Genomic DNA, 18,693 nt, shown 5'->3' with positions numbered 1-18,693 from the left:
GCAGCTCCCCCTGGTACTACTCGTAGCGGAGGGATTCGATGGGGTCCAGGGCAGCGGCTTTGCTGGCGGGGTAATACCCGGACGCCAGCCCCACGCCCACGCAAATGACCAGGCCTGTGGCAATCCAGCCCCATGGCACCAGAAACGAACCGGAACCCACAAACGTGGCTACGCCGTTGCCGCCCAGCACGCCCAGCACAATGCCCAGCGTGCCGCCCATCAGGCAGATGACGATGGCCTCGATGAGGAACTGCCGGCGAATCTGAACCGCCGTGGCGCCCAGGGCCTTGCGAATGCCAATCTCGCGGGTGCGCTCCGTCACCGAAACTAGCATGATGTTCATGAGGGCAATGCTGGCTCCGAGCAGCGTGATAAAGGCCATGATGGTGCCTCCCACCTTCACCTTGCCCGAAATGGAGTTCAGGTCGTTGGCCAGCGACTCGCTGCTTTCCACCACGAAGCTGTCTTCCTGCCCCAGTCGGTCGTGGCGCACGGCCCGCATCACGCCGGTGGCCTGCCCAATGAGGAAGTTGAGGGTGCCTTGCTGGTCGGTGGCGGTTTTGATGTCGTAGGTGAGGGCGCGCTGCCGGGGCATTTGGTTGCCGGTTTCCAAGGGCAGCAGGGCCAGGCGGTCGGCGCCCCCCCCGCCCATGCTGCTGCCGCTCTTTTCGAGCAGGCCCACAATCAGGAAGCGGCGGCCCAGGGCCGACACGTACTTGCCCACGGGGCTCTGCTTGGGAAACAGCTTGAGGCGGATTTCATCCCCTACTATCATTACGTTGGCCCCGCTATTCAGCTCAGCTTGCGAAAAGCTTCGGCCATTGGCCAGGTTATAGCCCTGAATTTTCAGGTAGTTTTCATCGCCCGCCACCACTTGCATGTTGGGGTTGGTTTTGATGCCGTTGGCTTTCATTTCCGCAGCCCCGGCCACGAAGGCCGAAATACCCACCTGGGCGTCTTCGCCCATGGCTTTCTTGTACTGGGTGGCCTGCAGGTAATTGACCGGCGTGTACTGCTTAGACTGCACGCCCCCGCGCCGGCCCCGGTTGTTGTAGCCCTTAGCGTGAATCTCGAAGGAGTTGGCGCCAAGGCTGGCGAAGGTCTCCGACAGGGAATTCTTCATGGCATCGATGCCCGTGAGAATGCCCACCAGCGCAAACAAGCCGATGCTCAGAATGAGCGCCGTGAGGACGGTGCGCAACAAATTGGAGCGGATGGAGCGGAAGGCTTCGCGGACGTTTTCGAGGGGGCTCATGGGAATGGGCTTGGGCCGGAGGTGGGTACTGGTGGCCCGGCGGGCGGGGGGCCGTGCAAAAGTCGTTGCAAAGATGCGCATCCCGCAACGCCGTGCCGGGAGTTTCGTCCCGCTGGGGCGGGCGGCCCCGTTCAAAGTTCGGCGCGCGGCGCTTAACTTGAACCACCCGCGACGCAACCCGGTTGGATGGATGCGTTTCCTTTACCCAAATAACGATGCTGCTCAAGCGTATTCTGCTGACATTACTGGTGGCCTTGACCGGCCTGGCGGCCCGCGCCAACCACGTGCTGGTGCCCATGGACAACACCCAAAAAGAGTGTCTGAAGGCATATGGCGTCACCTTTTGGCTGCTGCAGCGCGAAGTGCCCGTCGACTGGCTGCTGAACTACCGGGGCGGCGCTTTCGCCTTCGAAACCACGGCCGGGGCAGAAAACGAGCTGGCGGTGCGTGGCGTCTCGTTTCAGGTTATCAGTGAGGCCCAGTACACGGCCATCCTGCAGGAAATAGCTGACCCCAACGCCAACATGGACGTGATGAGGCTGGAGAAAGTGCCCAAAATTGCGGTGTACACGCCCAAAGGCAAGCAGCCCTGGGACGATGCCGTGACCATGGTGCTGGCGTACGCCGAAATTCCCTACACCCAGCTTTACGACGATGAGGTGCTGGCCGGCCAACTGCCGAAGTACGACTGGCTGCACCTGCACCACGAAGATTTCACGGGCGAGTACGGCAAGTTCTATTCTACCTACCGCAACTACCCCTGGTACCAGCAGCAGGTGCGCGACGCCGAGGCCGCCGCCAAGCGCAACGGCTTTGGCAAAGTGAGCCAGATGAAGGGCACCGTGGCCGTGAAAATGCAGGAATTCATTGCCGGGGGCGGGTTTCTATTTGCCATGTGCTCGGCCACCGACAGCTACGACATTGCCCTGGCCGGCTTGGGCATTGACATGGTGGAAAGCATGTACGACGGCGACCCGGCCGACCCCAACGCCCAATCCAAGCTGAACTTCAACCGCTGCCTGGCCTTCGAGAATTTCCAGCTGGTGCGCAACCCCTTCGAGTACGAGTACTCCAACATCGACATGCAGCCCAACGAGCGCGGCCTGGGCGAGCAGAACGACTACTTCTCACTCTTCACCTTCTCGGCCAAGTACGACCCGGTGCCTACCATGCTGTGCCAGAACCACGAAAAAACCATCCACGGCTTTATGGGCCAAACCACGGCCTTCCGCAAACGCCTCATTAAGTCGGATGTGATTGTGATGGGCGACACCAAGCAAACCGGCGAAGCGCGCTACCTGCACGGCACCCTGGGCAAAGGCACCTGGACTTTTTACGGCGGCCACGACCCCGAAGACTACCAGCACTTGGTGGGCGAAGAACCCACCGACCTCACCCTGCACCCCAACTCGCCGGGCTACCGCCTGATTTTGAACAATATTTTGTTTCCAGCGGCGAAGAAGAAAAAGCAGAAGACCTGAGGAACCGGGGCAGCGATGGGGCCAGGCACCGGTGGCCGGTGCGTACTGGGCCGCTGGGCGTGGCTGATTGGCTGGTTTTGGGGCCGCTGCATCATTCTGGGCGATTTGGCCGTTAGTTGAGCGGTGAACTCCTTAGCACGCCCACCGCTCAGCTCCTTATCCACTGCCCCGAATGGAAGACCTGCATCCTTCGAACTACTCGCTTTCGTTTAGCCTCCCCGAAGAATCTCCCAACAACGAAAAGGCCAACCCGTTGCCCCGGGCGGTGCTTCGCATGAACAGCCACGTACTGCTGGACGGGCAGTGGCGGTTTGCGCACGACGACGCCGACGTGGGCCTGCAGGAAAACTGGGCTTCGGGCCATTCCTACGAGTACACGGCCCAGTGGCCGGGCTCGGTGGAAGAGCACCTGGCTCAGGCCCGCGGGCAGCAGGGAGCGGCCGCCTGGCACGACCAGGTGGTGGTGTGGTACGAGCGTGAGTTTGCCCTGCCGGCAATTGAAGAGCCCCAGCCGCGCTCCATGGTGCAGCTCACGTTTGGGGCCTGCGGCTACGAAACGCGGGTGTGGCTCAATGGCCAGCCGCTCAGTACCATTGAAGGCGAAGAAGTGCACTTTGGCGAGTACACCTCTTTCACCTACGAGCTGGACCCGGTAAACCTGCGCCCGGTAAACCGCCTCACCGTGCGCATTGCCGACAACATGGACGCCGAAACCCCACGCGGCAAACAGGAGTCGCACGTGTACAAGCGCGGCGGCATCTGGTACCAGACCTACACTGGCGCCGTGCGTAGCGTGTGGCTGGAAGTGGTGGAGCGCAACCGCCTGCGCTCCCGCGTGGGCGTGGTGAGCGTGGTAGAAGACCAGTTGGTGCGCTTCAACGTGACGCTGCGCATCCACGACCCCGGCGACTACGTGATTCGCCTGCAGGTGTTCGACCCCAAAACGCCCAACCGCACCACCCCGCTGGCGGCTTCGGATTTCCCCATTCGCTTGGAGCCCGGCCAGTGGCAGCAGCGCGTGGTGCTGGAAGTGCCCGGTGCCGAGCTATGGTCGCCGGAAGCGCCCCACCGCTACCGCCTGGTGGCGCAGCTAATCGACGGCGAAGGCTACGCTTCCGCCATCGAAACGCTGTTTGGCCTGCGCAAGATTGAAGCGCGGGGCCGGTACGTGTACCTCAACAACCAGTCGACCTACCTCGACGGCATTCTTTACCAGCCCGGCCAGGCCACCTACAAGGAGATGCAGCTCCACATGCACGCCATGAAGGCGCTGGGCTGCAACCTGGTGCGGGTGCACATTGCCGGCATCGACCCACGCATCTACAACTTGGCCGACGAGCTAGGCCTGCTGCTGTGGGTGGAAGTGCCCAGCCCGCACAGCTCCACGCCCCGCAGCCGCGAAAACCACCGCGCCGAGCTGCTGCGGCTGGTAACGCTAAGCGAAACCCACCCATCCATCATTATCTGGAGCCTCTACAACGAGGACTGGGGCGCCCAGGACATTGCCACCAACCCCGAAACCCGGCAGTACATCGTGGATACCTACCACTTCATGCAAATTGCCTACCCGCAGTTTCTGGTGGTGGACAACGACGGCTGGCACCACGTTTCCCACACCGGCCGGCTCAAGTCCGACTTGCTCACGGCCCACCTCTACACCCCCGACCTGGCGCGTTGGCGGGAGCTGCTCGACCGTCTGGTGGGCGGCGAGATGGAGGGCACGGCCGCTTTCCCGCTGGTGGTGGGCGATGCCTTTTTCTACCGCCGGCAAGTGCCGCTCATTGTGAGCGAGTGGGGCGGTTTTGGCTTTCCCGACTACGGCGGGCCGCAGGACGCGGAAGCCCGTACCAGCAGCATCCACGCCTTTAAGCAGGAGCTGCGCCGGCGCCCGATTGCCGGCGACGTGTACACCCAGGCCACCAACATCGAAGACGAGCGCAACGGCCTGATTGACGCCCACACCGGCGCCCTGAGCGTACCGGAAAAGCTGCTGGCCTCGCGGCAGATGAAGTTTCTGGAGTAGCAGCCGCGTTGAGAAAATCGTCAACTAATGGATGGTAGCATACGCGCATTTGAGGAGAAATCATCGGCAACCAAGGTGGCCGGATTGGTACTTATGAGGCCGTGGTGCATCAAAAAAGCAATTTGAGTGGTTCCGAACCTGCCCGCCGCTTCCGGGGTTATCTTTGCAGCGCGCCATTTCCCGGCGCATTGCCTGCCATATGACCATAACCCAAGAAGCCGTTCTCAAAGCCCTGAGCTACGTGGAAGAGCCCGACCTGGGCCAGGACCTCGTGACGCTCAACATGATTGAGAACATTGAGATTGACGGCCTTACCGTAGCCTTTACGGTGGTGCTTACTACACCTGCCTGCCCCCTTAAGCAGCTCATTCACGATGCCTGCGAGCGCGCCATCCACACGATGGTGGACAAGGATGCCAACGTAGTGATTACCATGACGTCGCGGGTGACCACGCTGCGCAACAACCGCGGCGATTTGCTGCCGGGCGTCAAAAACATCATTGCCATTGCCTCGGGCAAGGGCGGCGTGGGAAAAAGCACCGTTACGGCCAACCTGGCAGTGGCGCTGGCGGCCACGGGCGCCAAAGTCGGCTTGGTGGATGCTGATATTTCCGGCCCCAGCATGCCCACCATGTTTGGCGTGGAGAACGAAGCGCCCCATGTTTTTCAGGGGCCCAATGGTAAAAACCTGATTAAGCCCATCGAGAAATACGGGGTGAAGCTGATGAGCATCGGCTTTCTGGCTCCGGCCGAGTCGGCCATCGTATGGCGCGGGCCCATGGCCTCATCGGCGCTCAAGCAGTTTATTACCGAAGTGGACTGGGGCGAACTCGACTACCTGCTCCTGGACCTGCCGCCCGGCACTTCCGATATTCACCTGACCCTGGTGCAAACGGTGCCCGTAACGGGGGCCGTCATCGTGACCACGCCCCAGAAAGTGGCCCTGTCCGATGCCCAGAAGGGCTTGCAGATGTTCCGCCAGCCCCAAATCAACGTGCCCGTGCTGGGCGTGGTGGAGAACATGGCGTGGTTTACCCCCGCCGAGCTGCCCGACAACAAATATTTCATTTTCGGTGAGAACGGCGGCCGGCGTCTGGCCGAGCAGCACGATGTGCCGCTGCTGGGCCAGCTGCCGCTGGTGCAAAGCATCCGCGAAAATGGCGACGAGGGACAGCCGGCGGTACTCGACCCTAAATCGGTAGTGGGTCAGCTGTTCGCGAACCTGGCCGAAGCCGTAGCCCGGCAAATCAGCATCCGTAACAACGTGGCTCCCAAGACGGCCATCGTTCAAATGAATCCTTAATCCCGTGGACATGCCAGCTTCTGCCCCCGTTTTCGACCATCCGTTGATGCCCCGTATTGAGGCGGCATTGGATAGCCTGCGTCCGTACCTGGCCACCGATGGCGGCAACGTGCGCGTGGCCAACATCACCCCCGAAGGCGTGCTCCAACTCGAATGGGAAGGCGCCTGCGGGGCCTGCCCCATGTCGCCGATGACGCGCGCCGGCCTGGAAGACACCGTAAAGAAGGCCGTACCCGAAATCACGGCCGTTGAAGCTCGCTAAGGGTTTTTCAGAATACGTTAATTGACCGTCCGGCTCGGCCGTTGTTCCCTATGCGGACAACGGGCGGGCCGGACGGTCTCATTCTACCCCGCCATAACCCGCGCCCTTCACGTTACTTTTGCCCCGCACCACTCTTTCCATCCATGGCCACTGACTTAAATTCACCCACCCTTCGCTCTTGGATTGACATTCCGCCAACCAGCGACTTTCCCATTCAAAACCTGCCGTTTGGCGTGTTCGAAACCGAAGAGCGGGGCGCGCGACTGGCCGTGGCCATTGGAGGCTACGTGCTCGACCTGTACGCGGCCAGTCAGTACGGTTTCTTTGAAGACCTAACGGAGCTGGGGGCGGCCCAACCCAAAGTATTTCGGCGCCGCTCCCTCAATGCGTTTCTGCGCCTGGGCCAGCCGGCGTGGCGGGCCGTGCGGCAGCGGGTAAGTGAGCTGCTGCGCCACGATGCCGACATTCTGCGCGACAACGAAGAGGCCGTGCGCGACTGCCTGTTGCGGCAAACCGACGTGTGCATGCTGCGCCCGGTGAAGCCCGCCAACTACACCGATTTCTACAGCAGCATCGAGCACGCCACCAACGTGGGCACCATGTTCCGCGACCCGGCCAACGCCCTGCTGCCCAACTGGCGCCACTTGCCCATTGGCTACCACGGCCGCACCAGCAGCATTGTGGTGTCCGGCACGGATATCAAGCGCCCCAATGGCCAGCGCAAAGCCCCCGACGAGGCCGCGCCCACGTTCGGCCCCAGTCGCCAGCTCGATTTTGAACTGGAAATGGCTTTTGTGGTGGGCACCGGCACCGCGCTGGGCAGCACCGTGCCTATTGCTGAGGCCGAGGAGCACATTTTCGGCCTGTGCCTGTTCAACGACTGGAGCGCCCGCGACCTGCAAAGCTGGGAATACGTGCCTTTAGGCCCCTTTTTGGGCAAGAACTTTGGCAGTAGCCTGGCGCCCTGGGTGGTTACGCTCGACGCCCTGGAGCCTTTCCGCATTGCCGGCCCCGTGCAGGAACCCACGCCCCTACCCTACCTCAACCAAGATGGCGCCCATAACTTCGATATTCACCTCGAAGTGGCCCTTACCCCCGCGCAGGGCTCCGAAACCACCATCAGCCGCACCAACTTTGGCCTGATGTACTGGAGCATGGCCCAGCAGCTCACCCACCACGCCTCTAACGGCTGCAATCTGGAAGCCGGCGACCTCTACGCCTCCGGCACCATCAGCGGCACCACCCCCGACTCCCTGGGCTCGATGCTGGAGCTGACGTGGCGCGGCACCCGCCCCCTGCAGTTGCCCGATGGCACCGAACGCAAGTTCATCCTGGATGGCGACACCGTGGCCATGCGCGGCTATGCCGAGAGAGACGGTGTGCGCATTGGCTTTGGCGAGGTGCGCGGCACCGTGCTCCCAGCTGTCGAATACTAAATTTGCCCAGCCTCATTCTATGCAGATTCAGGCGTTCACGAAACTCATCTTAAATTGATTTTCGTGAACGTAGATTCATTGAACCAGTTTTGTGAACTTCAATTTGTCTATTATCTGATTTATCCACTTAGGGTTTGGTATATCCACAGTTTCACGCTAAAAAGAGGATTTTTTTCTGTAGTTTTCAGGCATGAAAGATACCCTCCTTCCCTGCCTATTGTTGGTGGGACTGGCTAGTTGCTCAAAAGTTGGTAATGACTCGCCGCCGGCACCCTTTGCCCCAAGTGTCGTAGTACTTGCCGCCGGCACTTGGCAATGGACGGCTCTAAGCTATGTCGCAATGCCCAAAGGGGGCGGGGCGGACGTTACCAGCAGTGTAATCGTTACGCCGGGCGCCATGGCCGTTACCTATAATGCCGACGGCACCATGTACGCCACCTACAGCTCTTCGTCGGAAGTAGGAAGCTATACCCTCACCGGCTCGACCCTCACTGCCGTGCTTACCAGGAACCCCCTGCTTCCTAGCAGAACCTTGGCCAGCACCGTGAAGGAACTCACGTCCACCCGACTGGTACTGGAGAGCCCACGGGAAGACGCTGGTTTCCGTTACATCGATATGCACACCTTCGCGTGGGGCGCGGGCTTCGGGCACTTCGCCTTCGCCACGGGTTTTCTTGCGCTTGGTGCGCTTGCTGCTTGACTTTATTTTATCGTCGAGGCGGTCGAGCGAGCCTTCCACGATGGCCGATACTTCGGGCTCAGGGGCTTCCTCGCGGGGAGGCAGCAGGCTTTCGATTTTCTCGCCGCGCTTGTTCATTTCCAGCAGCTCCCGCACGCGGGCCGTGTCCAGCATCACCCAGTTGTTGTCGCCTTTGAAAGCAAACCACATGCGGCGGCGGAAAATATCCGTCTTCTGCAAAAACGCCTCACCTCTAGCCGTTTGCAGCGGGCGCTGCACCTGCGGAATGTCCTTCAGGGCGTCGAGATAGGCGTCGAGCTCGTAGTTGAGGCAGCACTTGAGGCGGCCGCACTGGCCGGCCAGCTTCTGCGGGTTCAGGCTCAGGTTTTGGTAGCGGGCGGCCGTGGTGCTCACGGTTTTAAAGTCCTGCAGCCACGTAGAGCAGCACAATTCGCGGCCGCACACGCCGATGCCGCCAATGCGGCCGGCCTCCTGGCGCAGCGATATCTGGCGCATCTCCACGCGCACCCGGAACTCGTCGGCCAGGCGGCGGATGAGCTCGCGGAAGTCGACCCGGTCCTCGGCCGAATAATAGAACAAGGCACGGGTGCGGTCGGCCTGGTATTCCACATCGCTCAGCTTCATGCGCAGGCGCAGTTCGCCCACCATGGCCCGGGCCCGGAACATGGTGCCGTTCTCCAAGTCGCGCACGGCTTCCCAGCGCTCCACATCGTCGGAAGTGGCAATGCGCAGGATGTTGCGGATTTCCTTGGAGTCGGTGGGCACCTTCTTTTTGCGCATCTGCAGACGCACCAGCTCGCCTTTCAGGCTCACGTGGCCCAGGTGCCAGCCGGAGCCGGCGGCGTCTACCACCACGGCATCGCCGGTAACCAGCGGCAGGCGCTGGTCGTTGCGCATAAACTCTTTACGGCCGCCCTTGAAGCGGATTTCTACGATATCGAAGCCGGCAAAGGAGTCCGGCACTTCCACGTCCTGCAACCAATCGAAAACATTGAGGCGGTTGCAGCCCCCGGTGCTACAGCCCCCGTTGGATTTGCAGCCGCCCGGCTTGGTGCCGCAGCCCCCGCCGGAAGAACATGATGAACAAGCCACTAGTAAGAAATTATATAGTTGAGGGAAAATAAGTTTTCCACGAAAATTCAGGTCCTAGCAAAGATACGAAATTCGGCTAGGGCACTTTGGCCACGCAGGCCCCGCTAAGTAAGCCATTCTTGGCTTGATGAGGAAATTCAAACATAACATTAAACAAGCGCAGTAAACGCCGCATTGTGACTTTGTCGAGAAACGTACAAGATTTTGGCAAACGGCTATTATCGGTATAGTCACAAATGCATTTAAAGACACACGTACGCATACTTTGAAATATTTTTAATGTTTCATCTAAATACTGTTGTCTATTACATTTTTTTTCCTCTAATTGCGTCCATACTTTAATAATTTTTCACTTACCAACCGGAAACAAACTAATGAAACTCAAAAATGTACTATCCGCCGCTGCCCTCTGTACCGCCTCGGTGTTGGCACTCTCATCCTGCTCAAAAGAAAAGGAAGCCGTAGCACCAACTCAAGAAATTAGCGTGTCACAGGCGGTAATCAGCCAAATCAAGGAAATGGGCCTGACCACCGACGGCATCAAGCGGGTAGAAGGCGGCTATCTCGTTGAGGGCGACATTGTGATAACCGATGAGAACCTGGCCCAGAAGCCCGATTACCAACTGTTGCGCGTGGGCGACCAAGAGCAGTACCGCACTAGCAACCTGGTAAGCGTGGGCTCGGGCCGCACCATCAGCATTCAAGTATCTATCTATCTGCCATCGGCTTACGTGACGGCTACCGATGAACTCATTCGCCGCTATAACAACCAGAGCCTGCGCATTCGCTTCGTGCGGGTTACCTCCGGCGGCCAGATTTTCCTGAGCAAGGCTCCTGACGGCTCTACTTACCTGGCTTCGGCGGGCTTTCCCTCAGACGGCAACCCTTTCAACTCGATTAAGGTGAACTCCGACGCCATCGGCACGGCCAACGCCAGCACGTACATCGCTACCATCCTGGCCCACGAAGTGGGTCACTGCATTGGATATCGCCACACCGACTACATGGACCGGAGCTACAGCTGCGGCGGCTCCTACTCCAACGAAGGGGCCGGCACCGTGGGTGCTATTCACATCCCCGGCACTCCTACCGGTCCTAGCTCGGGCTCGTGGATGCTGGCTTGCATTGGCAGCGGCCAGAACCGTTACTTCACTTCGAGCGACGTAACGGCACTGAATTACGTGTACTAGCCGACACGGCAACTTGCAAAACTGATTTGTAATAAGAGACCCCGGCCCTATCAAGCTGGGGTCTTTTGGGTTTCCATTTATTTGTTCAAAAACTCAGGTATATGAATTAAATTGATAATTTTTTTTCCTACTCTCACAACTGTCCCATTTTCCCAATTCCACTTTACCCACTCATATGTTTACAAAAAACCTGCTTGCCGCTGGCCTGTGCCTCGTTTCCGCACTCGCATTAACGTCCGCTCCAAAGAGAGCGAATCCCTCACCAAATCTGACGAGGTAAGCAAGGAAGTCCTGAGCCAAATCAAGCAACTGGGCTTTACTTCCCAAGGTGCCATCGCTGTTGAAGGCGGCTACGTTGTGGAAGGCGACATTTTCCTCACCGCGCAAGACCTCGCCAACCCCAGCCCGGTAAAGCTTATGCGCGTGGGTGCCGAGGAGCAGTACCGCACCACCAACCTGGTGAACACTGGCACGGGCCGCAACATCACCATTTCGGTGTCGACGGCGCTACCGGCTGCTTACGTTACGGCCACCGACGAAATGATTGCTCGGTACAACGCCGAAAACCTGACCCTCACGATGTCGCGGGTATCATCGGGCGGCAATATCGTTTTGGCGCAAGCGCCCAAGAGTGCCCGCTATCTGGCCTCGGCTGGCTTTCCTACCAGCGCTGGCGACCCCCACAACCAAGTTCTGATTAACTCCGGTGCCATTGGTACGGCCAACCCCACTACCTACATTGCTACCATTCTGGCACACGAGGTGGGCCACTGCATCGGCTTCCGCCACACCGACTACATGGACCGCAGCTATAGCTGCGGCGGTTCGACCAGCAACGAGGGTGCCAGCACGGTTGGCGCCATCCTGATTCCCGGCACGCCGGCCGCTGCCGACCCCAACTCCTTTATGTTGGCTTGCATTGGTTCGGGTGCCAACCGCCCGTTCAATGCCAACGACAAAACGGCTTTGAATGCGCTGTACTAGTCGTTAGGTAATGGAGCTGTCATCCTAGGCATTCTGCGATTGAAGCAGAGACGCATATAAAACCGGCTTTTTACGACAGCTTCAATATTCAACAAATTGCCCCGGCTCCTGCGAGTCGGGGCTTTTTGTTGCCGCTCAACGAGGCAGTAGCCGTGATTAGCTGAATTCCAAAGCCAACCCCGCAGGCACGACTTATTGGATGACAACCCGAATGATTTGCTCGGCCTGATTTTCCAGTCGCACGCGCAGCAAATACAGGCCCGGCTTCAGGCCATGGGTATCAATGTTGTTGATGACCCCCTCTATTTCGGCTTCGCGCTGGAACTTGCCCAGCACATCAAACAGCTGAATGCTGACCGGGGCGCTGGTGTTGGCCACAAGCTTGAGGACGTCGCCGGCCAGCACCGGGTTGGGATACACCTGAGCAGCACCGGATTGCAAGAGAAAGGCTTCTTCCACGTTGCTGTAGAACTGCTGGCCCGCCAGGTTTTCCAGCCGCACGCGGTAGAGGTAGCGGCCGGCACCTGGGGGAATATCGGTCACCAGAAAACTGGTTTGCGTGACCGGCGAAATGGTTTGCACGGCTTCAAAGCTGCCCGTGCCCATGCGCTCCAAGGTGGCCGACTTCAATCGAAATACACTTCCCAATTCCACGTCGAAACGCACAACATCGCCAACCAGCTGCCGGGCCAGAAACGAGCGGAAGTAGCACGCGGTGCCCTGGGTGGTGTAATCGATGGTGGTGCCGGGCTCGGTCAGTTTGCCCCGCAGCATCGGAGCCACCGCATAGTGCCGGGTGGCCATCTGGGCGCGGTTGAGCACCAGCGTGGTATCGGCGGTGCGCAACAGGGGCTCTAGGGTAGTGGCCCCGAGCTGGTACACCTGGTACTGCGTGGCGCCGGGCACCCGGGTCCACTGCAGCAGCGTCTCATCGGGGCAGGCATAGCCTACCCGCACGGGCGGCACCCGCACAATGGCAAACTCATCGGAGGTAAAGACCTGGCTGCCTGCTACCAGGCGCAATTGCGCCTGCGCGGTAGTATCAGGCACGGCCCAGGCAACGCGGTTTTCGGCGAGGGCCACGGCGGCGTTTACCACGCGCCACTGTGCCGCGCCCACGGGCCGGTATTCTAGGCGGGCGGTGGTGGCGGGGCCGTGCCATTGCCAGCGCAGGGTGGTGTTGGCGCCGGGCCGCACGTTGCCCGCGGTGGGCGGGCTCGTCCATTCCAGGCCGGGGGCGCTCATTTCGTAGGCGAGGCTGAAGGCCTGCGGGCCCTGAGGTACATTTGTACCTCCCACACTCAAGACGTAGCGACCGTTTGACGGCAGATTTATGGTTATCTGCTCAACGTTGTTCACCCGGTCGAGGCCCCGGCGGGCGGGCAAAGCCAGGGAATCGGCGTGGGGAAAGTCACTCAGCACCCACGGGTAAAAGGTGTCTTTGCCAGTGACCAAGTCATATACGACTAGGTCTAAGTCGTTAACAAGCGCTTGGGCCGCATTGGCAGCGCCTTCGGGGTCGTTCCAGACCAGCGTGGCTTTGAATTGGGTGCTGCCGGCGGGCACCTGCACGGTGAACAACTCCCGCGAGCCCGTGGTAACCGTTCCGCTGAAATACTGCTTGTTGCGCATGGCCCGAACGGCACCCAACGCATCGGCTTGGCCGAAACCGCTCACAAAGTCCACGGCAGGCCGGCCGATGTCGTCGGCACTGTTCAGCAGCACGGCTTTGACGAGGGCAGCGGCGGGCAATGCGCCGTTGTTCTGGTCGCGGTACACCTGGTGCAGCAGCACACTAATGCCCGAAACCAGGGCCGCCGACTCGGAAGAACCGCCTTCGCCGTAGGCCACCAGCTCCGGCTTTACGCGGCCATCGTAGGCCGGGCCGCGCGAGCTGAGGGCGTCTACCTGTCCGGAAGGGCCGGTGGCACCCACGCTCAGGGTGTTCTTCGACATCTTGAACTGGCCCGTGAGGTTGGCTACGCGGGGAATGTTGCGGTACGGGCCGGCGTCGCTGGTCAGGAGGCCCGAATTACCGGAGGAGAAAACGTGCAGCAGGGTCGGATAGGCCCGCACCTGCCGGTCGTAGTCCTGCGATTCGAGCCCGTAGTAGTTCTCGATGGCCGTGCCATAGGAATGGTTTTGCACCGAAATGCCGGCCGGTACGAGCTGCTGGTCCTCGTCGGGCAGCAGGCGGGCGAAGTTGGAAGTGGCAAGCCGCACCTGCCGGGCCACGCCCCGGCCCAGGGGGCTGGAATTGCCGGCGCCGCCGATGAGCGTAGCCATGTCGGTGGCGTGGGGCGAAGACGGCCCCGGAAAGCCGCTGGCGCCCACCACCCGGCCTTTAAAATCAATATCGGTCGCATCGAAGGGCAATTCCTTCACCGAAACCGTGTGGCCCTGCCCGGCCAGCTCCGGGAAACGGGCGTGCACGGCTGCAATGGCATTTACCGACAAGTCGGAGTTGTTCAGTTGCCGCTCCTGGCGGGCGGGGCGGTCGGCTACGTCCACAAAGCTCACCAGCGGGCAGGCCGCCAGCTGGGCCAGCGCAGAGCCATTCAGGCCCGACACGGTAAGGGTGCGGGCCGAAGGCGTGGGCTGCGTCGCGTGGGCGGCGGGCAGGTGCTGCCCCAGCCACTGCCGGAAAGCCGTGGGGTCGGTCACGCGCACGCGCACGGTGCGGGTGTTTTTTTGCAGCGTGGCTGCTTGCAGGCCGGGGGCCAGCTTGGCCTGCACCTCGGCCCGGAGCTGGGCCTGGGCCACCACGGCCTGCGCAGAAAGCAGCAGCGCAAACAGGACTGTTTTTGCGCCTCGCCGCAGCGTGCTGCTTGTGGTGTTGCAGCTCGTAGGCCCGCGTTGTGGTGCTCCCATATGGGCAAGTTTCCTGGTATAAAAATCAGCTTAGCTCGTCTCTAGCCAAAGATAACCAGACCAGTTTATCCCGGCTGTTTTAATAAGCCGCAGCTCATAGAAAAAGGAACCTGCGGTAAGAAGGTTCCTTTTTCTATGAGCTGTTTACGTTGGCTGCTTGCCGCGTGGTCGTTCCCAGCGGGACCCTAGGCGCCAGGCTTCAGCACCACTTTGGTGCAGTTGTCCTTTTTGTTGCGGAAGATGTCGTAGCCGTGCGGGGCCTGGCTGAGCGGCAGGCGGTGCGAAATAATATCGTCGAGGCGCACGTCGCCGTCGGATACGTGCTTCAGCAGCTTGTCGATGTGCTTGTGGGCCGGGGCCTGGCCGCCCTGAATGGTGAGGCCTTTGTCGAAGAACTGGTGGATTGGGAAGTTGTCGAAGGGCGAGGAGTACACGCCCAGCACCGACACGTAGCCGCCGCGGCGCACAGCGCTCAGGCAGGCCAGCAGCACCTTATCAGAGCCTTTTTCGACGTTGATAATGGCCTTGGCCCGGTCGAGCAGGTTGCGGTCGGGCTCGAAGCCCACAGCTTCCACTACCACATCGGCGCCGTAGCCGCGGCTCTTGCTCCGGATTTCGTCCACCACCTGGTCGTGGGTTTCCCAGAGAATGCCCTCGGCGTTGGCGGCTTTGGCGGCCAGGTCGAGGCGGTAGGCCTGGGTATCCACGATGATAACGCGGCTGGCGCCACGCAGCCACGCCGACTTGGCCGCCATGATACCCACCGGGCCGGCGCCAAAAATGGCCACTACTTCGCCTCCTTTCACGTTGGCCCAGTCGATGCCGGAGTAGCCGGTGGGGAAGATGTCGGTGAGGAACAGCACCTGCTCGTCGGTGAGGTTGTCCGGCACTTTGCGGGGACCGAAGTCGGCGTAGGGCACGCGGGCGTACTCGGCCTGGCCACCGTCGTAGCCGCCATATAGGTCAGTGTAGCCGAAGAGGGCACCGCCCTTTTCGGTCATCAAGCCGCCTTCGGGGCCGTAGTGCTCGGGGTTGGAATTTTCGCAGTGGCCGGGCAGCTCGTGGTTGCAGAACAGGCAGTGCCCGCAGGCAATGGGGAACGGCACCACCACCCGGTCGCCGCGCTTGAGGTTGCCCACGCCCTTGCCCACTTCCTCCACAATGCCCATAAACTCGTGGCCCAGCACCATGGGCCGGGGCTGCGGAATGCTGCCGTTGTAGATGTGCAGGTCGGACCCGCAAATGGCCGTACTGGTAACGCGGATGATGGCGTCGCGCGGATCAAGCAGCTTGGGGTCGTCGACGGTGTCCACGCGAACATCGCGCATGCCGTGAATTCGGAGTGCTTTCATGAGAAGGGGAAATGGTGGAAGAAGGAAGGACTTGCTAAACCTAACGGCCCCTCTTTTCCAGAGGTTACCCCTGTCCTCCCCTCCATTATCCCTAGCTCGGCACTACCAGCCGCTAGTTATATTGATACACTGTCACTCCCACAGCGGTGAAAATATACGCAAACCCCTCCCCCACCAGCACCTGGCGCACCTCGGCCGCCGGCACGGCAGCGGGCAGGGCCACGCGGCGTTCGGTCTGGTTGTAGAGGTGCGCAAAGTGCAGCGCCTCGTCGGCGAAGTAGTACATTTCATCGCCCCGAAAGCCGACCATGCTCAGGCCGGCAATGGGCATCTTCTTCCGGTACGTCCCCAAGTTGTCGAACACGTAAATCCCCGTGTTACGGTCCACCAGGTAGGTATTGTTCTGATACTGCCGCAGGAACCGGAAGTCCGGCCGGGCGCGGCCGATAATCAAATCCAGCGGGGTATTCTGAATGACGAGCCGGGTGTTGGGGTCGAACTCGCGCAGCACCAGGTTGCTTTCGTCGAGCAGCCAGATGCGGTTGTCGGGGGCCAGCGTGGCCACGCGCACCGTGCCGTCCAGGAAGTCGGCCAGGCGCATTTCGGTGATGAGCGTCAGGAAGCGGTCGAGGAGGACCAGCTGCTGCCGGTCGTCGTTGAACACTAGGGTAGTGGTCACGTTCCAGGCCTCTACCTGGGCTACGTGGCCGGGCTGGGCGGGCGCGTACGTGTTCAGCAGCAGGCCCTCGGGCCCGTACTGGCGCAGGTTATTGTCGGCGTCGGCCACGTAGAGCGCGCCGCGCCGGTCCAGCGATGCCGCGCCGGGGTTGGGCAGCTTGATGAGGCGGATGAGTTTCCAGGACGCGGTGGCGTCAGGCGCACCGTCAACTGCAGGCAACGGAGCGGCTTGCACGGGTGCTGCTACCTGCCTGGCCGCGGGCGCCACCGACGCCGCGGAGGGCGCCGTGACTTGGGCGCAAGCGGTGGTGGTGAGAAGGCACAAGGAGAAAATTAACCTAAAAGAACCGTCATGCTGCGCTTGCCGAAGCAGCTCTACCGCAGCAGTAACTAAATTACTTGAGCGGTAGGGCTGCTTCGCTAAGCGCAGCATAACGTTCTTTTTATTATTCATTTTCCTTACTTTTCAAAATGCCGCAGGGCCAGTTCGCTGCCATCATATACGCCGTAAGAGCAATAATTGACCCATTCGCCGAGGTTGACGTAGCGGCTGCCGGGGCCCACGGCCACATCCAGGGGCAGGTGGCGGTGGCCGAACACGTAATAGTCGTGGTGCTGGCGCGTTTCCTGCTCGCGGCAGTACTGCAGCAGCCACTCCTCATCTCCGAAGTATTTGGTGTCGTCTTTGCCGGTTTGCATGCGGCTGCGGCGGCTCCATTTATTGGCCAAGCCAATGCCGAAGTTGGGGTGCAGCCGCGCAAACAGCCACTGCGCCAGCGACGAGGTAAACACCCGCTTCAGGGCCTTGTAGCTGTAGTCCTTCGGCCCCAGCCCGTCGCCGTGGCCGATGTGAAACAGCTGGTTGCCGATGCGCTGCGTCACCTCATGGCGCAGCACCGGAATCCCCATTTCCTGGGTGAAGTAGCCGAACATCCACATGTCGTGGTTGCCGGTGAAGATGACGATGGGTAAGCCGGCATCGGTCAGCTCGGCCAGCTTGCCCTGCAAGCGGCTGAAGCCGCGCGGAATGGCGTGCTTGTACTCAAACCAGAAGTCGAACAGGTCGCCCAGAAGGTAAATGGCAGCGGCGTCCTTGGCCGCCTCGTCCAGCCAGCGCACAATGCGCCGCTCCCGGGCTAACGACGAAGCCGCATCGGGTGCCCCCAAATGGAAATCAGACGCGAAATACACCCGGCGGCCGGGCGCCAGCGCCAGGTCGGGTAACGTGCGGGGTGGCTTCATGCAATCAGCATAGGGTAAGTAGTTGAGCGTGGGTAATTCCGGCTCTTTAATTGGCAAGCGCCGCAAACTCGTCGTCTTCCAGCAGAAACAACACGAGGCGGCGCGGGCCGTGGGCGCCCAGCACCAGCGTTTTCTCAATGTCGGCGGTGCGGCTAGGCCCGGTGGTGAGCGACACCATCGAGGGCATCTGCTCGCCGTACCGGGCCTGCACCACGCGCAGGGCATCGCCGATTTCGGCCACCACTTGGCTGGGTCGAGCCACTACCAAATGCTGGTCGGGGTAGATGCTCAGGCGGCGGCCGCTGGCCGTAGCAGCGGCCACCAGAATGCTGCCCGTGCGGGCCACCAAGGCTTCGCAGGACGTCAGCCCTAGGTCAGCCTGCTCCACAAACCGGGTTTCATCGGCCAAGTAGGCAACCCCAGCCGCCTGCAGCAGGGCCTGCAGCGCGGGCTCCCACACGTAAGGCGCCCCCACCTGCTGGCGCTTCTGAAATGCCGCCAGCTGCTCGGCCAGGTGCGCCAGCGACTCGCAGTAGTAGAACTCGCCGCCCACGCGCTGGAAGCTCTCGGCAAACGCCACCACCGCGTCGGAGTTGGTGAGCGGAGGGTGCACGGGCGCGGCAAAATCGGGCCGGGGCGGCAGCGGCGCAGGCTGCGCCAAGCCCTGGCGGATGCGGGTCAGAATGGCCTCGCGCGATGATTCTGCCATGGAAAGGGAAGCTGGTGAACGAATGCCCCAAAGGTAACCGGCCCGGCAATAGTAGCGCGCAGGACCCGCAAAGCCCACAAAAAAAGCCAGCCGTTGCGGGCTGGCTTTTTTAAAT

The 18,693-nt window shown here is 61.0% G+C and carries 14 protein-coding genes; 7 read left to right on the top strand and 7 right to left on the bottom strand.

Annotated features, from left to right (window positions below):
- Positions 1-16 precede the first annotated feature (16 nt).
- Positions 17-1,255, bottom strand: coding sequence for an ABC transporter permease (locus BEN47_RS09640; protein ID WP_070727800.1), 1,239 nt, complete (start codon positions 1,253-1,255; stop codon positions 17-19).
- A 215-nt stretch (positions 1,256-1,470) separates the two neighbouring features.
- On the opposite strand from BEN47_RS09640, the gene BEN47_RS09635 reads away from it, so the two are divergent.
- From BEN47_RS09635 to fahA, 5 genes are all read left to right on the top strand, one after another.
- Positions 1,471-2,736, top strand: coding sequence for an asparagine synthetase B (locus BEN47_RS09635; protein WP_070727751.1), 1,266 nt, complete (start codon positions 1,471-1,473; stop codon positions 2,734-2,736).
- Positions 2,737-2,908: 172 nt separating this feature from the next.
- Positions 2,909-4,759 (top strand): glycoside hydrolase family 2 protein, encoded by a 1,851-nt coding sequence (locus tag BEN47_RS09630; protein ID WP_070727747.1) that lies wholly within the window; start codon positions 2,909-2,911, stop codon positions 4,757-4,759.
- 199 nt (positions 4,760-4,958) lie between these two features.
- Positions 4,959-6,062, top strand: coding sequence for an Mrp/NBP35 family ATP-binding protein (locus BEN47_RS09625; protein ID WP_070727796.1), 1,104 nt, complete (start codon positions 4,959-4,961; stop codon positions 6,060-6,062).
- Positions 6,063-6,072: 10 nt separating this feature from the next.
- The gene (locus BEN47_RS09620) at positions 6,073-6,324 is read left to right on the top strand and encodes a NifU family protein (protein ID WP_070727744.1); all 252 of its coding nucleotides are present in this window, start codon (positions 6,073-6,075) and stop codon (positions 6,322-6,324) included.
- A 143-nt stretch (positions 6,325-6,467) separates the two neighbouring features.
- Positions 6,468-7,760, top strand: coding sequence for a fumarylacetoacetase (gene fahA / locus BEN47_RS09615; protein ID WP_070727741.1), 1,293 nt, complete (start codon positions 6,468-6,470; stop codon positions 7,758-7,760).
- Between the two features lie 325 nt (positions 7,761-8,085).
- Here the strand turns inward: fahA and BEN47_RS09610 are convergent, their stop codons facing one another.
- On the bottom strand, positions 8,086-9,552 hold the full coding sequence (locus tag BEN47_RS09610; RefSeq protein WP_239691557.1) for a PSP1 domain-containing protein: 1,467 nt from the start codon (positions 9,550-9,552) through the stop codon (positions 8,086-8,088).
- A gap of 485 nt (positions 9,553-10,037) precedes the next feature.
- Here BEN47_RS09610 and BEN47_RS09605 point away from each other — a divergent pair, with 485 nt between their 5' ends.
- Together BEN47_RS09605 and BEN47_RS09600 are read left to right on the top strand one after the other, a co-directional pair.
- Entirely contained in the window at positions 10,038-10,742 is a 705-nt protein-coding gene (locus BEN47_RS09605; RefSeq protein WP_239691556.1) for a M57 family metalloprotease, read from the top strand.
- Between the two features lie 207 nt (positions 10,743-10,949).
- Positions 10,950-11,726 carry a M57 family metalloprotease gene (locus tag BEN47_RS09600; RefSeq protein WP_070727736.1) on the top strand — a complete coding sequence of 259 codons (777 nt, stop codon included), beginning with the start codon at positions 10,950-10,952 and terminating at the stop codon, positions 11,724-11,726.
- A 192-nt stretch (positions 11,727-11,918) separates the two neighbouring features.
- On the opposite strand, the gene BEN47_RS09595 is transcribed toward BEN47_RS09600, so the two are convergent.
- The 5 genes from BEN47_RS09595 to BEN47_RS09575 all read right to left on the bottom strand — a co-directional run bounded on the left by BEN47_RS09595 (position 11,919) and on the right by BEN47_RS09575 (position 18,578).
- Positions 11,919-14,597, bottom strand: coding sequence for a S8 family serine peptidase (locus BEN47_RS09595; RefSeq protein ID WP_094123020.1), 2,679 nt, complete (start codon positions 14,595-14,597; stop codon positions 11,919-11,921).
- Positions 14,598-14,782: 185 nt separating this feature from the next.
- Positions 14,783-15,949: a zinc-dependent alcohol dehydrogenase gene (locus BEN47_RS09590; protein ID WP_070727730.1), complete on the bottom strand. Its 1,167-nt coding sequence runs from the start codon at positions 15,947-15,949 to the stop codon at positions 14,783-14,785.
- 112 nt (positions 15,950-16,061) lie between these two features.
- A complete protein-coding gene (locus BEN47_RS09585) occupies positions 16,062-16,952 on the bottom strand; it encodes a hypothetical protein (RefSeq protein ID WP_070727726.1) in 891 nt (296 codons plus the stop codon).
- Between the two features lie 134 nt (positions 16,953-17,086).
- Positions 17,087-17,869 carry a UDP-2,3-diacylglucosamine diphosphatase gene (locus tag BEN47_RS09580; RefSeq protein WP_070727723.1) on the bottom strand — a complete coding sequence of 261 codons (783 nt, stop codon included), beginning with the start codon at positions 17,867-17,869 and terminating at the stop codon, positions 17,087-17,089.
- Between the two features lie 46 nt (positions 17,870-17,915).
- Positions 17,916-18,578: a LutC/YkgG family protein gene (locus BEN47_RS09575; protein ID WP_070727793.1), complete on the bottom strand. Its 663-nt coding sequence runs from the start codon at positions 18,576-18,578 to the stop codon at positions 17,916-17,918.
- Between the last annotated feature and the right edge of the window lie 115 nt (positions 18,579-18,693).

Origin of the sequence: Hymenobacter lapidarius (genome assembly GCF_001816145.1) — a bacterium.
GTDB lineage: Bacteria > Bacteroidota > Bacteroidia > Cytophagales > Hymenobacteraceae > Hymenobacter > Hymenobacter lapidarius.
Note: the sequence above shows the minus strand (reverse complement) of the source record. Positions and strands in the feature narration are given on the sequence as shown.

Coding starts and splice junctions, on each gene's coding strand:
- BEN47_RS09640 (WP_070727800.1), bottom strand. CDS start 1,255: ATGAGCCCCCTCGAAAACGTCCGCGAAGCCTTCCGCTCCATCCGCTCC.
- BEN47_RS09635 (WP_070727751.1), top strand. CDS start 1,471: ATGCTGCTCAAGCGTATTCTGCTGACATTACTGGTGGCCTTGACCGGC.
- BEN47_RS09630 (WP_070727747.1), top strand. CDS start 2,909: ATGGAAGACCTGCATCCTTCGAACTACTCGCTTTCGTTTAGCCTCCCC.
- BEN47_RS09625 (WP_070727796.1), top strand. CDS start 4,959: ATGACCATAACCCAAGAAGCCGTTCTCAAAGCCCTGAGCTACGTGGAA.
- BEN47_RS09620 (WP_070727744.1), top strand. CDS start 6,073: ATGCCAGCTTCTGCCCCCGTTTTCGACCATCCGTTGATGCCCCGTATT.
- fahA (WP_070727741.1), top strand. CDS start 6,468: ATGGCCACTGACTTAAATTCACCCACCCTTCGCTCTTGGATTGACATT.
- BEN47_RS09595 (WP_094123020.1), bottom strand. CDS start 14,597: ATGGGAGCACCACAACGCGGGCCTACGAGCTGCAACACCACAAGCAGC.
- BEN47_RS09590 (WP_070727730.1), bottom strand. CDS start 15,949: ATGAAAGCACTCCGAATTCACGGCATGCGCGATGTTCGCGTGGACACC.
- BEN47_RS09580 (WP_070727723.1), bottom strand. CDS start 17,869: ATGAAGCCACCCCGCACGTTACCCGACCTGGCGCTGGCGCCCGGCCGC.
- BEN47_RS09575 (WP_070727793.1), bottom strand. CDS start 18,578: ATGGCAGAATCATCGCGCGAGGCCATTCTGACCCGCATCCGCCAGGGC.